Origin of the sequence: uncultured Campylobacter sp. (assembly GCF_905372745.1) — a bacterium.
GTDB lineage: Bacteria > Campylobacterota > Campylobacteria > Campylobacterales > Campylobacteraceae > Campylobacter_A.
Genome location: NZ_CAJPQR010000005.1, coordinates 18,370 through 31,241, shown reverse-complemented (window position 1 = coordinate 31,241; position 12,872 = coordinate 18,370). Strand labels below are relative to the sequence as shown.

Below are 12,872 nucleotides of genomic sequence, written 5' to 3'. Positions count from 1 at the left end.
CGATGATAAATACAAATAGCGTAAAAAAGCGATGGCGCTAAGAGATGAATTTGCGAACGTGAAAACTCGGCGCGAAATTTTAGTTACGAGAATTTATGATTTTTCTGCTAAAATCGCGTCTTTACGACTTTTAGACCCGCGGCAAAAATCTCAAATCCGCCGCTAAATTTGCGTAAAACAACTAAATTTTTAATCAAGGTATAAAATGGAACTCTCGCATATCATCGTTCTAGCCCTAGTTCAGGGCATTAGCGAGTTTTTGCCCGTATCTAGCTCGGCGCATCTCGTGCTGGTGCCAAAGCTGCTAGGATGGGCGGATCAGGGGCTAGCCTTTGACGTAGCCGTTCACGTAGGCACGCTGGTTGCGATTTTGATTTATTTTAAAGACCGCATAGCCGCGCTTTTGAGAGATTTTTTCGCCTCGATCGTTCAAAAAAAGACGGTCGGCCAAAGCACGCTCGTGTGGGCGACGGGTTTTGGCACGATCCCCGTGGGGCTGTTTGGCCTAGCCTTTGGCGACTTCATCGAGCAGTACGCTAGAAACGGCGCTTTGATCGCTATTATGACCATAGTTTTTGGATTAATTTTGGGCTTTGCCGACAAAAAAAGCGGCGCAAAGGACGAAGCCGCCATCACGATAAAAATCGCCCTAATCATCGGCCTAGCGCAGGCAATCGCGCTCATACCCGGCGTTTCGCGCTCGGGCGTGACGATGACTGCGGCGTTGATGCTCGGTTTTTCTCGAACGGCGAGCGCAAATTTTTCGTTTTTGCTCTCGATCCCGGTTATCGTGCTGGCAGGCGGTTTGGAGGCTATTAAAGTCTTTAAGATGCCCGATTCGCTACCTTGGAGCGACCTTGCTATCGGCGCGGCGATTAGCGGCGTTAGCGCGTATCTTTGCGTGCGGCTGTTTATGGCGATGTTGCAGCGCATTTCGATGATGCCGTTTGTGATTTATCGCTTGGTTTTGGGTGTATTTTTGCTCCTAGCGTTTTTATAAATCGGCAAATTCGGGCTCAAATTTAAAATTTGCCGTCCGAATTGCTTTGTAAATTTAAAGCGAAAATTTGACTAAGGTCAGTCAAAATTTAGCTTTTCCAAAACCTCTTTTATCCTTGCGCTTCTACTCTCTACGCTATCTTCTTCGCTAAACATCCTATGTTTGCTATATTCAAAAGGCGGCAGGTCTTTAACGAAACCATAAATTTCCTCAAAGCTTAAAATCTTGCCGTGCAGGTCGTAGCCGACGTTTAGCGCCTTGCCTTTTATATTTGCGATATTTGCGTGGATATGGCCGTAGAGCTGGATCGCGCCGTGGTGGCCTGCGTTCCACTCGGATAGCGGATAGTGAAAGAGCACGAGTCGAAATTTATCCTGCCTGTGCTGCAGGGTGATCTCTTTGTATTCGCAAATTTCCTCAAACAGCGCGTTGCCGTCTTGCTTTTTCATGGCTAGCAGCTCGTCTTTATGCTTTTTTATCGCTTCGTCGTGATTTCCTAGCACTAGGACGTGCTTGCCGTTTAGATGGATATATTGGTTTGTATACATCACTTGGTTGTCATAATATGTGTTTTATTATGTTACAGTCTTTAATACTGAACTAGGTGGCTACTTTTATGAAACTACACGAGGCAGCTTTCTGTTCTATTTATTGTGTAATTAACTATAAAATTATAAATAAGGATAAGATTTAATTATAGAAATTCTAGGCCGCGTAGTCGGTAGCTACTCCATAAATTCAAAGAGGTTTTAGGGGAAGGTTTGCCCTGGGGAAGCGGGTATCGTATCGATCCTGCCTTAAAGAAAAGATCAATTTTGGCGCAATGTGGCATATTTTTTGCTAAAATACGTATAAAAATAGTTATTTTTTTGATATAATTCACGATTTTTTTAACAGTTCTTTTAAAATTTTATACTTTTAAATCATAATTAGACGCAAAATGTCTTAAAAATTTAGGCTCAATTAAACTTAAGCGGATTCTCTCTTATCAATTTCAACAGTTTCTGATATAGACTTTTCTGTGTAGCTTTAGTATTATATCTAAATTCACATTCTTTAAGGTGAAGCAAGAAATTCTCTTTCTTAATGCCTTTAAATTTAGATAATCTATGTTTAGCGTACCCCGTCTGTTTACAGTAGCAAGACGAAGTCGCAGCTAAAAGTTTTCTATACCGTTTATATGATTTTTACCGTTAGCAAATTCATTCTTTGAATGCTTTATTCTATAATGAGCTTTAGCTCCGTAATCTACTAATCCATCATAAGCTTTCCAACAATCAGAGTAAATTACACTCTCGTCTAATTCGCTAAATTTGGGTAGTATAGGTATTAGCTCATTAGCAGAACAGTTTTTAACTATTTGGGTATAGACCTTACCGTCACGCTTTAGCATTCCGAATACCGGCTGCTTTCCGCTTGCTCCTCTACCTCTTTTACCTCTTACTCGTTTAGATCCGAAGTAGCTTTCATCTATTTCTATTTCACCTGAAAACTTAGATATCTTCTCACACTCTTTAGACATAAGAATTCTTATTTCTCTAAAGATTTTACATAGGGTTGCTTCTGAAATTTTAGTTAAATTCGATATCTTTGATGCTTCTATATCCTCCGTGAAGTACTTTAGAATTTCTCTAAATTTAGCTTCAGAAATTCTTGAACGGACTATATACCTGTTTTTCATAGCTCTCATCGTAACTTACTACTCCTTTGTGTGAGCTTAGGTTAAAGAGAGCCAAAATTTAATATAATTTCATTGATTTTTTATCGAAAGGAGCAAAAAATGAAAGCGATGGATGTGGCAGCGCACGTAATCAACAGATGTATTGATTTAGATATGTCGGTTAGCAATTTAAAGCTTCAAAAAATGCTTTACTTTTTAGATATAAATTTCTTAATCAATTTTGATAAAAAACTAATCGATGAAGATTTTGAAGCTTGGCAATATGGGCCGGTTCTAAAAGAAGTTTACGATAAATACTCTTTTTTTGCGGCTAGCTCGATAAGAATTAGGCAAAAGACGGAAAACGATTTGCCTGAAGAGTATAAAAATTCGATTATAAACAATATCGATCATTTGGCAAAAATCGACGCGTGGGCGTTAGTAGAGTATAGCCATATAGATAACACACCGTGGAGCAAAGTATATCGCAACGGGGAAGGCAATCATCAAAAAATTCCAAATGAAGAACTGCTAAGAGAATATACGCAAAACATAAAAAATGAGCAAGAAGAATAGCAACAAGACGTCCCGCGTCGTTAAAGCGCCGGATGTCTTTATAAAACAGGTGAATAATACCACTCCGCCCAAGATTCAAGAAAAAGACGACGACCCGATAGAAGTTTTTTTAAAAACTATGCGATATAAATATAAGCAATAACGCATTAAAAGAGGAGCTATTAGAGATTTATAATGATCCAAAGTTTCGGCATAGCTACTCCGACGTAACGATGTACTTATTTAATATAACCGGGGTCGATTATTCACAATTGGATACCATGGTAAACCGCATAAAAGCAATTCTTGAGGAAATAGACGATAGGGGCATAAGAGGGCGTATTTTTAAGCTGTATGATCACTTAAATTTAGAATTAGTTAGGCTAAAATACCTACTCCCTAAGATACAAAGTACCAACGCAAAAATACAAGAAGCGGATAATAAGGTTAATGATCTTACGAGACAAACAAACGACATAAAGAAAAATGCTGAGGATATGCAAAAGAATTATATTACCATCCTAGGCATATTTGCCTCTATCGTCCTCGCGTTTGTAAGCAGTCTTGCTTTTTCTACTTCCGTTTTACAAAACATAGACAAAGCGAGCATTTACAGATTAGTTGCAGTAGTCTCTCTTATAGCTATTTTTATCGTCAATATACTAAATTTTTTATTCTCTTTTATTATGCGGATACATTACAGCAAGGATGACAAATACTCTAAATTTAACCCCGTAAATTGTTTCAATATCGTAATGTTGATTATTATATTTCTCACTGCCCTCGCTTGGTATTTTGGCCACCCATATGAGCATAACAATACGCCTACTATTAATATCAGCGCTTCCGATCTCGCTAATTGCAGAACAAAATAAAGTCGTCTCTATCCACGACGGCGACATGATCACGGTATTGCAAGGCAAACAACAAATCAAAGTAAGGCTTTTCGGCATTGACGCGCCTGAGCTAAAACAACCCTACGGCAAAAAATCAAAGCAATTTTTGGTAAATTTAGTCACAGGTAAATCATGCGATTTATTACAAAGTAAAGCATAATACGGTGATGGTTAACAAAATCAATCTAATGACAGTTTGTTTTTAAGGTACATCATTAGTATTATCATTTTTATTTATGCATACTGTAGAAATTTATTAGCTGTCTTAAAAGCCGTCTCCTTATATGAAACACAAATCTTGCGCTATATTCATTATTTGAGGATTGCGTAATTTCTGGCTGACTAGTAGCGATCGATTTTAACTATATTTTAGGCAGTCAGCAAAATAGTCAGCAAAAAATTGCCGATGTTAATTTCTTTTAGCTGCTTTTATTACCGTAGGTTTATATAGAAATGCTTTAAATTATCGTTAAAACCATAGTTTTCTTGCTGTAAGTTGCGGGGTCTCTGTGTTGCTTGAAACGGTGGCAGATGGGAAGGGATTCGAACCCTCGAAAGCTTACACTTTACACGCGTTCCAGGCGTGCTCCTTCAACCGCTCGGACACCCATCTATGAAGCCTCGATTATAGCTAAAATTTAATAAGCGCAAACTTATATTTAAATTTTACGTGCGGGGTTTAGATGAAATTTCGCTTAAAAACTTTAACGTCTCGCTTTTTAAATTTTCAAAATTTCCGGTATTTTCTATCGTAAAATTTGCCACAGCGCGCTTTTGCTCGATATCTATTTGTAGTTCTACGCGGCGTTTTGCAGCGTCGTAGCTAAGCTCGTTTCGCTTCATCACGCGCGAGATCAGCGTGTCTTTTGGCGCATAAACGACGAGGACGCGAGAAAACTCTTTGTAGGCGTCCCGCCTTTCAAAAAATAGTGGAATATCTACGAAATACGTCCTGCCCGCGCTTTCTAGCTTTGCCGCGCGAGATAAAATTTCAAGCCTAATCTTTGGATGCAAAATTCGCTCTAAAATTTTTAGCTTATCCGCGTCGTTAAAAACTAGCGCGCCGAGCTTTTTTCTATCTATTTTGCCGTCTGCTAAAACCTCGTCTCCAAACTCCGCCGCGACATCGCTCACGTACAAATTTAGCTGTTCGTGGGCGATAGAGTCCGCGTCGATGATCTCAAATCCTCGCCCGGCAAGCAGCTCACAAACCGCGCTCTTACCGCTGCCGATACTGCCTGTGATGACGATTGCGTGTTTAAATTGCAGCATTTTATCTCCGATTTTTTACTCCGATTTTAGCAATTTTTGGCTAAAATTAATCAAATTTCAATAAAGGCCAAAAATGATAAGCTACAAAGACGCAGGCGTCGATATAGACGCGGGAAATGACTTCGTAAACGCGATAAAACCGTTCGTCAAAGCAACGCAAACTCCGCACGTTTTGGGCGGTATCGGCTCGTTTAGCGGCGCGGTGAGGTTGCCTGCAGGCTACAAAAAACCCGCTATCCTAGGCGCCACCGACGGCGTGGGCACAAAACTGCGACTCGCGATCGACGCGCGCAAATTTGACGGCGTCGGCCAAGATCTTGTTGCGATGTGCGTAAATGATCTCATCTGTAACTTCGCCGAGCCGCTATTTTTCCTCGACTACTACGCGACGGCGAAACTCGAGATCGCGGATGCCAAAGAGGTCGTAAAAAGTATCGCCGAGGGCTGCAAACTCGCCCGTTGCGCGCTGATCGGCGGCGAAACGGCGGAGATGCCCTCGATGTATGAAAAGGGCGACTTTGACCTTGCGGGTTTTGCCGTGGGTATCGCCGAAGAGGACGAGATCGACCGCAGCAAATTTGTGCGTGAAGGCGATGTGCTCATCGCGCTTCCTAGCAGCGGTCTGCACTCAAACGGCTTCTCGCTCGCGCGCAAAGTAGTCGCCGAGCTAGGGCTAAAATTTGACGACAAAGTAGGCGGTCGCGCGCTCATAGACGTGCTTTTGGAGCCGACTAGGATTTACGTCGGCGACTTTTTAAAATTAAAAGACAAGATCCACGCGCTCGCGCACATCACGGGCGGCGGCATCGTGGAAAATCTACCGCGCGTATTTCCGGAGGGGCTGGGCGCAAAGATTGAGCATACCGCGATCCGCACGCCTGAAATCTTTAAAATCATCGCGCAAAAGGTGGAGCCCGCCGAGATGATGAGGACGTTTAATATGGGTGTTGGCATGATCGTCGTAGCGCCGAAACAAAACGCAGGCTTTGTGCTAGCAAATACCGATGGCTACGTCATCGGTGAGGTCGTAAAAGGGCAGGGCGCGCAGCTCGTATAAGCGGCAAAACCTGCTCGCTGCAATAAGCGCGCGGATTTAGCCGATTGTTTTATTTACGGCAACGGCGGCTAAATTTAAAGATGCCGATTTTCCGTTATTTTAGGCGGCTAGAGTTTGCCGTTATATTAAATTTAGGCAAACTCGCAACCATCCAAACGCGCGAAATCAAGCGATAAAATAAGACACAAAGTAAATTTAAACCTATGAATTTATCGCGACTAGGGCTAAATTTAACTCTCGTTTGCTAAAGTTTTGCCGATTAGCCCGCAAGGTAGCCTTAGTCAAATAAACTTCAAAATCGCTTGTTAAATTTGCGCGCTACGGTAAAATACCGAGCCAAAAAAGGCACAAAAAGAAAAAACAAGTAAATTTTAAGACTAAAAAAGCGTTAATCGCGTTTTAGCTTTATCTTAAAAGACTGCTTCAAAACGGCCCGAAAATCAAACTGCGGCGTAAAAAGAAGCTAAATTTAAAACAAAACCAAGCGATAAGCCGAAATTTAAGGAGAAAAAATGAAAAAATATCTATTCGCTCTTTGCGCTTTAGGCGCATTAGCCTGCGCGCAGGAGGCCAAAAACGGCGCAAGTATAGGTATCGGCGCAGCCGTCCAAAAAGACGTCTTTTATACCAAAGACCGCCTAAGCGCCGTGCCTTTGCCTCAGATTGAGGCTTATTACGAGGGTTTTTACGTTAGAGGCCTAGAAGCAGGCTACGAGCATAATTTTAGCGAAAACCTCTTTGCAGGCGCGTATGCGAGGTTTTTTGACGGCTGGCGCGTGAAGTCGAGCAAACTAAAACCTCAGTACCGCAGCGTCCGCGACAGAGAGCATCAAACGGCGCTAGGGGGCAAATTCGGGGCGAATTTAGGCGGCTTTCAGACCTTTGTTTATGCCCAGGGCGGCGGACGGGGCGGTAGCTACGGGGCCGAGGCGTCGTATTCCTTACCCGTCGCGCAGAGATTTTCGCTCATTCCGGCCGTTACTTACGACGTATTTTCGCGAAAGCTTAGCGATTATTACTTCGGCACGGACGTGAGCGAGCTAGGCGGCGCGGTGACCTCGGTCTATAATCCTGGCAGCTCCTACGCGCTAGGCGCCAGAGCCACTGCGACTTACGAATTTAACAACGGTTTTGGCTTAAGCGCGACGGCTGGCGCTAGGAGATTTTCGGACGAAGTAGCTCGTTCGCCTATCGTTCGCAGCAGATACGAGAGCGTGATTTATACGGGCGTTTCGTATAAATTTTAGCCGTAAATTTTAGATTTTAGGTGTCAAATTTAAGCGAGGAAATGAGCGAATTTGTAAATTTTAAAAGCAAAATCGTAGAGCAAAAGGCAAAAGCCAGGCTAAAAAAGAGCGGCCTGCTGCGCCGAATCGGTAACCGCGACTACGTGAGCGAGGAGGCGGCTTCGGGCGTAACCAAAATGCAGTTTTGCAGCGATAAATTTACGGACGGCGACCTTGCTGATTTGGGGCATTTTGCAAATCTAAAATCTCTGGAAATCAGCTCGCAAAACGTGCGTGATCTTTCAAATTTGCCAGCTCTTAGCTCGCTTGAGGCGCTAGATCTAGACGTCCCGTGCGGTGACGCCGCACCGCTAGCTAAATTTAAAAAGCTAAAAAAATTGCGGCTTTTTAGCGTTTTAATCACGGATTTATGCCGCTTGCAAGCCTTAGCGAGCTTAGGACGCTCGAGTTTTATGACTGCGGGGTTAAGGATGTTTCGTTTTTGAGCGAGCTAAAAAAACTAAAATCGCTAAAGCTTTCAAACAACGATATTTCAGATGTTTCGCCGCTTGCGCGCCTCGTAAATTTAACCGAGCTTTGGCTGGATAGAAACTACGTCCAAGATCTCCGTCCGCTTGCGGCGCTAGCGAAGCTAAAAGAGCTAAATATCGAAGTAAATGCCGTCCAAGACCTAGCGCCCATCGGCGAGCTTAGCGAGCTAGAGTGCCTGCGCGCGGACGATAACCGTATCGCGGACGTCTCGCCTTTGGCAAATCTAGCAAAGCTATGCGTGCTATACCTTAGCCAAAACGCTCTTACGGACGTATCGGCGCTTAAATTTTGCAGTGCGCTAGAAAACATTCATCTTGACCTTAATCAAATTTTAGACGTTACACCACTTTTAGCTTTGCCAAGGCTTAAATTTCTAACCGCCGATACGAGCGTAAATCACGCGGGCTTTGAAGCAAAATTTGACAAAAGCGAGGGGCTAATTTGCTTGGGCGACGTAGACGACGAGGCGAGTTACGCACGGTATTTTGCATTTAGCGCAAAAGAGGCCGAGTAAATTTAGCAAACGCAAATACGCGGCTCGTAAATTTTACCGACTCTAACCAAAACGCAAAATCCGAATAATCAAATAAATACTTAAATAAAAATATTAAAGCTAAAATTTAAAAACTAGCGGCTAAAATTGGCTTAAATTTAACCCAAAGGAGTAGCTATGAGTATAAATTTAGATAGACTTAAGGCGCTTTTTAGCGAGATAAACGCCGTAAATGACGCAAGTTTTGGCGCCGGGATGAGCCGCCTAGCCTACACGCGCGAGGATAAGGCCGCTAGGGAGCTATTTATCGCACGCTGTAAAGAAGCGGGACTAAAAGTACGCATAGACGCGATCGGAAATATCTTTGCTAGGCGCGAAGGCACCCAGCCCGAGCTGCCGGCAGTAGCGTTTGGCTCGCACCTAGACACGGTGATAAACGGCGGCGAATTTGACGGGATTTTGGGCGTTTTAGGCGGACTAGAGCTGATTAGAGCACTAAACGACGAAGGCGTGCAGACGCGCAGACCGCTCGAGCTCATCGTCTTTGAGTGCGAGGAGTCGAGTAGATTTAACATCGCGACGCTTGGTAGTAAGGTCATGTGCGGCAAGCTGGGTTATGAAAAGCTAAAAGACGTGCGCGACTTTCAGGGGCGCGCTATAGGCGAGATCTTTGCCGAGTTTGGCATCGATCTAGCGAGTATCGAAAAGGCTAAAAATTTGACGCCGAACTACGAGAGCTTTTTTGAGCTACACATCGAGCAGGGGCCGCTACTATATAACGAAAATATCCAAATCGGCGTCGTGAGCGCCATCGCCGCGCCGCACAGATTTAGCGTGCGCGTGCAGGGCCAGGCTCAGCACTCCGGCACGACCGCGATGAAGTACCGCCGCGACGCGCTTTGCGCAGCGGCACAGATAGTGCTAGCCGTCGAGAGCGTCGCGCGCGAAAACGCGGCAAACGGCGTGGTGGCGACCGCGGGCAACTGCACGGTAAAACCGGGCGTCATGAACGTAGTATCGGGCGAAACTACGCTGCTAATCGACCTGCGCGGCATCGACCTGCGAACGCGCGAAGCGGCATACGAGCAGATCCTGGGCGAAATCTCGCGCATCGAATCACAGCGCGGCGTCAAATGCGAGATCAAGCAGCTAGCCTTCGACGAGCCGTGTGCGCTAGATGGCCGCCTCATCAAGCTCATCACTCAAAAAGCCGCGGCCCTTGGGCTTAGCTTTGAAATCATGCCAAGCGGCGCTGGGCACGACGCTATGCATATGAGCGCACTTTGTCCGACAACTATGATTTTCATCCCGTCTAAAGATGGAATTAGTCACAATCCGGCGGAATTTTCCAGCTGGAGCGATATCGCCAACGGGGTAAATTTGCTAAAAAGCGTGGTTTTAGAAACGGCGGGGAGAGCTTGAGCTTAAGGCTAAATTTGGCAGGCGGCGAAAATCAGACAAAGACGGCTTAAATTCGCATTTAGCGCAAAACGTTCGTCTTAAATTTCGGTTTAAATTTCGCTCGCTTTTTCGGCGAATCGGCGGCTAAATTTGGATTTTAGTTTTACGAATTTTGCGGATGATTTAGCCCTAAAACGGGCTAAAATTAAAACATAGTATCTCGTTTTCGCTTTTTGGGTATGTCTTGGATGATATCTTGGCGCTAGGGGGTCTTGCCGTTCTTGACGCGAAATATATCCATAGCCGCCCGTCTGCGATCATTTGCGTTTAGCTTGACGCGATTGTGGTGAAGATCGCCGCCTCATACCTAATATGTTAGATCTGCGCGCTTGTTTGCATTTGCACGGGTTGCGCCGCATAGACCTGCGACAAGCTCGCCGCTACAGCCAAAGAAAGCAAAATTTTTTCATTTTGACGCTTTAAATTTGTTTTAGTTTAAAATTTGCGGTAAATTTTAAAAGCGAAGCATTGTGGTTAAAAATAGACGTAAAATCAATAATTGCGGCCAAGTGCTTTATTTTGGGTTAAACGTAAATTAAATTTAGCCGACCGACTCGGCCGACTAAATTTCATCGTAAAACTACAGCTCTGCGTTAGCCGCGGTTATGTCGTAGTTGTTTTGAAAGCCGCTATTGGTATTTACGATGCCTAGCAGCTTGATGTCGCCCTGGTCTAGCTTGCCGTTGCCGTCGTCCTCGATCTTATAGACGTAGTTATAGGAGTACGAGTTGCCCTCTTGCTTGAGGTTTTTAGCGATGAGCAGGGCTTTTGCACCTTTTTCAAACGACTCTTCAAATACCTTTTTAAGCGCGTTTAGCTCGCTATTTGCGCCGCCGCCTTGATTTGACGGCGTAAAGCTTAGCTCGGCTTTATAGATCTTGCCGTCTTGCAGCGTCGCTTTTTGCCCGTTTGCGTTTAGGTCAAACTCGCCCGCGCTTAGCTGCTTGCCCTCAAATACCTTTGAAAAATCAAGCTTATCGTCTGCGCCGAATTTCTCCAGCTGCCAGTTTTTCTCGTCTTTATCCAGAGTAAAGATATATTTGCCTCCGTCCGCGCTCGCTGTTTTGCCGTCCTTTAGCGCCTCGCTTATTTTTAACGTTTGGCTAGGGGCAAATTTGCCTTTTAGCTCGCCTAGCTGCGAGGCGGTTAAATTTATAGGCTTATCGTCGCTGCTGCTAATGCTTGCTATTTTGTCTTTGTTTGAGATTAAATTTGCCAAATTTTGCTTTATGTTTTCCGCCGTATCTAGCAAATTTAGCCCGCCGGCGCCTTTTGCCGCTTCGGTCGCAAACTGCGCCGCGCTAAGGCTTTTTGATGCGGCCGCTAGCACGATGTTATCCGCGCTAAGATTAAAGTCTCGGTGCACGCTAACGGAGCCTATATATTTTACCTCATCCTTAGTTATTACGTTATCGCCGTTATTTTCGACCTTATATATCTCAAAACCGCTGTAAGTTTTAGCTAGGATTATAGATTCTTCGTTGCCTGCGGCTTTGGTTAAAAACGCCTTGCCTTCGCCGAAAATCTTATCAAACCCGGACGCAAAGCCTGCCGACATACCGCTAACGTAGTAAATTTTGCCGTCTTGTAGCTGCGTTTGCGCGTCTGCGGCGACGTTTAGATCGCCGATAGACGTTACGTTAGAAGCTAACCTGGAGAAATCAAGCTTGTCGCCGTTAGATAAGGCATTTATAACGACTCTAGACGCGTCTTGCTTAAAGGTAAAGGTTTCTTTGGCGTCGCTTGCGTAGACCGAGCCTGTTACGTTTGTTATTTTTAGATTATCGTCTGCGGCAAATTTAAAAGTTTCAAACGTATCTTTATCAAGCTCTAAAACGCCGTCTCCTTGCACGTCGATCTGTTTTTTGGCATTGCCGGCGCCAAAAGACAGCCCCGCAAAGGCCTTTAGCAGCTTTGAACCGTCCGCGTTTAGCTCTTGCGCGCTTTGCTTTAGCGTGATTTGCGTGCCGTATTTAGTATGCAAATTTAGATCGCCAAGCTTAGCCAGCTCTTCTACGTCGCTTGCGCTAAGTTCGATGTTTTTATCGCTTAAATTTAGCGTTTCTATCTTTGAAACATCCGCCGTCTTTAAAAATTTCATGATTTTTTTAAAGTCGTCTGCGATATCGAATTTTCCTTTTCCGGCGAGTTTGGCGACAAATTTAGCGTATTCGTCTACGCTTACTTCTAACGATCTATTGATTTCAAAGCTATCTACCTTGTCGCTTAGCAAAGCATCCTTATCGTTTGAGCTAACGCCCGTTAGTTTTATGTTATCGTTAGCGTCAAATTTATCCGCACCGATTTTATTAAAATTCGCGGCCGAGATTTTTAGCTCCGCGCCGTCTGAGGTTTTTATGGATTTTATCTTTTCGCCGAAATAATTAAGCCTGTTTTCTACTGCGTTTTGTAAATTATTCGCGCTATCTTCGATCTCTAGGGCGTCGTTTGCGATTTTATAGCTTGAGAGCTTGTCGCTAGATAAAAAGCCTTTGCCGAAAATTTCGTAAAAATCAGCCGCGCTTAGCTTTTGCGTTTTAGCTATCGCGCCGTCTTTTAGCTTGTCGCTAAACGCGCCTAAAGCTTTTAGAGACTCTTTGCTAAACGCGTCTTTATCAGTTAGCATTACGGCCGAATTTGCGATTTTATCCGCAGCATCTTTGTTGAGCGACGTTAGCTCAGCCGCACTTAGAACAGCCG

At 44.3% G+C, this 12,872-nt stretch carries 11 protein-coding genes, 1 tRNA gene and 1 pseudogene; 8 read left to right on the top strand and 5 right to left on the bottom strand.

Features of this window, described 5'->3' with window-relative positions; all coding sequences use genetic code 11:
* Positions 1-205: 205 nt before the first annotated feature.
* On the top strand, positions 206-1,000 hold the full coding sequence (locus QZ157_RS02315; protein ID WP_295141273.1) for an undecaprenyl-diphosphate phosphatase: 795 nt from the start codon (positions 206-208) through the stop codon (positions 998-1,000).
* A 77-nt stretch (positions 1,001-1,077) separates the two neighbouring features.
* Here QZ157_RS02315 and QZ157_RS02310 read toward each other — a convergent pair whose 3' ends face one another.
* Complete coding sequence (locus tag QZ157_RS02310) at positions 1,078-1,551, bottom strand: hypothetical protein (RefSeq protein ID WP_295141270.1); 474 nt, start codon at positions 1,549-1,551, stop codon at positions 1,078-1,080.
* Between the two features lie 408 nt (positions 1,552-1,959).
* Positions 1,960-2,690, bottom strand: a pseudogene (locus QZ157_RS02305) (IS1595 family transposase).
* A gap of 90 nt (positions 2,691-2,780) precedes the next feature.
* Here QZ157_RS02305 and QZ157_RS02300 point away from each other — a divergent pair.
* Entirely contained in the window at positions 2,781-3,236 is a 456-nt protein-coding gene (locus QZ157_RS02300; RefSeq protein WP_295141267.1) for a type II toxin-antitoxin system antitoxin SocA domain-containing protein, read from the top strand.
* A gap of 786 nt (positions 3,237-4,022) precedes the next feature.
* A complete protein-coding gene (locus tag QZ157_RS10605; protein WP_315107697.1) occupies positions 4,023-4,271 on the top strand; it encodes a thermonuclease family protein in 249 nt (82 codons plus the stop codon).
* Positions 4,272-4,636: 365 nt separating this feature from the next.
* Here the strand turns inward: QZ157_RS10605 and QZ157_RS02290 are convergent.
* Both QZ157_RS02290 and coaE read right to left on the bottom strand, forming a co-directional pair.
* Positions 4,637-4,724, bottom strand: a tRNA-Ser gene (locus QZ157_RS02290).
* 53 nt (positions 4,725-4,777) lie between these two features.
* Entirely contained in the window at positions 4,778-5,383 is a 606-nt protein-coding gene (gene coaE, locus QZ157_RS02285) for a dephospho-CoA kinase (protein ID WP_295141264.1), read from the bottom strand.
* Positions 5,384-5,456: 73 nt separating this feature from the next.
* Between coaE and purM the strand changes: the two genes are divergently transcribed.
* The 5 genes from purM to QZ157_RS02260 all read left to right on the top strand — a co-directional run bounded on the left by purM (position 5,457) and on the right by QZ157_RS02260 (position 10,133).
* Positions 5,457-6,440, top strand: a complete 984-nt coding sequence (gene purM / locus QZ157_RS02280; protein WP_295141262.1) for a phosphoribosylformylglycinamidine cyclo-ligase — start codon at positions 5,457-5,459, stop codon at positions 6,438-6,440.
* Between the two features lie 512 nt (positions 6,441-6,952).
* Positions 6,953-7,687 (top strand): MipA/OmpV family protein, encoded by a 735-nt coding sequence (locus QZ157_RS02275; RefSeq protein WP_295141259.1) that lies wholly within the window; start codon positions 6,953-6,955, stop codon positions 7,685-7,687.
* A gap of 41 nt (positions 7,688-7,728) precedes the next feature.
* Complete coding sequence (locus QZ157_RS02270; protein WP_295141256.1) at positions 7,729-8,172, top strand: hypothetical protein; 444 nt, start codon at positions 7,729-7,731, stop codon at positions 8,170-8,172.
* Positions 8,097-8,732 carry a leucine-rich repeat domain-containing protein gene (locus QZ157_RS02265; protein WP_295141253.1) on the top strand — a complete coding sequence of 212 codons (636 nt, stop codon included), beginning with the start codon at positions 8,097-8,099 and terminating at the stop codon, positions 8,730-8,732. The genes QZ157_RS02270 and QZ157_RS02265 overlap by 76 nt, the downstream gene beginning before the upstream one ends.
* Positions 8,733-8,888: 156 nt before the next feature.
* Positions 8,889-10,133 (top strand): Zn-dependent hydrolase, encoded by a 1,245-nt coding sequence (locus QZ157_RS02260; protein WP_295141250.1) that lies wholly within the window; start codon positions 8,889-8,891, stop codon positions 10,131-10,133.
* A gap of 619 nt (positions 10,134-10,752) precedes the next feature.
* Here the strand turns inward: QZ157_RS02260 and QZ157_RS02255 are convergent.
* Positions 10,753-12,798 (bottom strand): hypothetical protein, encoded by a 2,046-nt coding sequence (locus QZ157_RS02255; protein WP_295141246.1) that lies wholly within the window; start codon positions 12,796-12,798, stop codon positions 10,753-10,755.
* Positions 12,799-12,872 lie beyond the last annotated feature (74 nt).

Excerpts from the sequence above, each read along its gene's own strand:
- QZ157_RS10605 (WP_315107697.1), top strand. The coding sequence starts at position 4,023 with ATGAGCATAACAATACGCCTACTATTAATATCAGCGCTTCCGATCTCG.
- purM (WP_295141262.1), top strand. The coding sequence starts at position 5,457 with ATGATAAGCTACAAAGACGCAGGCGTCGATATAGACGCGGGAAATGAC.
- coaE (WP_295141264.1), bottom strand. The coding sequence starts at position 5,383 with ATGCTGCAATTTAAACACGCAATCGTCATCACAGGCAGTATCGGCAGC.
- QZ157_RS02270 (WP_295141256.1), top strand. The coding sequence starts at position 7,729 with ATGAGCGAATTTGTAAATTTTAAAAGCAAAATCGTAGAGCAAAAGGCA.
- QZ157_RS02315 (WP_295141273.1), top strand. The coding sequence starts at position 206 with ATGGAACTCTCGCATATCATCGTTCTAGCCCTAGTTCAGGGCATTAGC.
- QZ157_RS02300 (WP_295141267.1), top strand. The coding sequence starts at position 2,781 with ATGAAAGCGATGGATGTGGCAGCGCACGTAATCAACAGATGTATTGAT.
- QZ157_RS02255 (WP_295141246.1), bottom strand. The coding sequence starts at position 12,798 with ATGCTAACTGATAAAGACGCGTTTAGCAAAGAGTCTCTAAAAGCTTTA.
- QZ157_RS02265 (WP_295141253.1), top strand. The coding sequence starts at position 8,097 with ATGCCGCTTGCAAGCCTTAGCGAGCTTAGGACGCTCGAGTTTTATGAC.
- QZ157_RS02275 (WP_295141259.1), top strand. The coding sequence starts at position 6,953 with ATGAAAAAATATCTATTCGCTCTTTGCGCTTTAGGCGCATTAGCCTGC.
- QZ157_RS02260 (WP_295141250.1), top strand. The coding sequence starts at position 8,889 with ATGAGTATAAATTTAGATAGACTTAAGGCGCTTTTTAGCGAGATAAAC.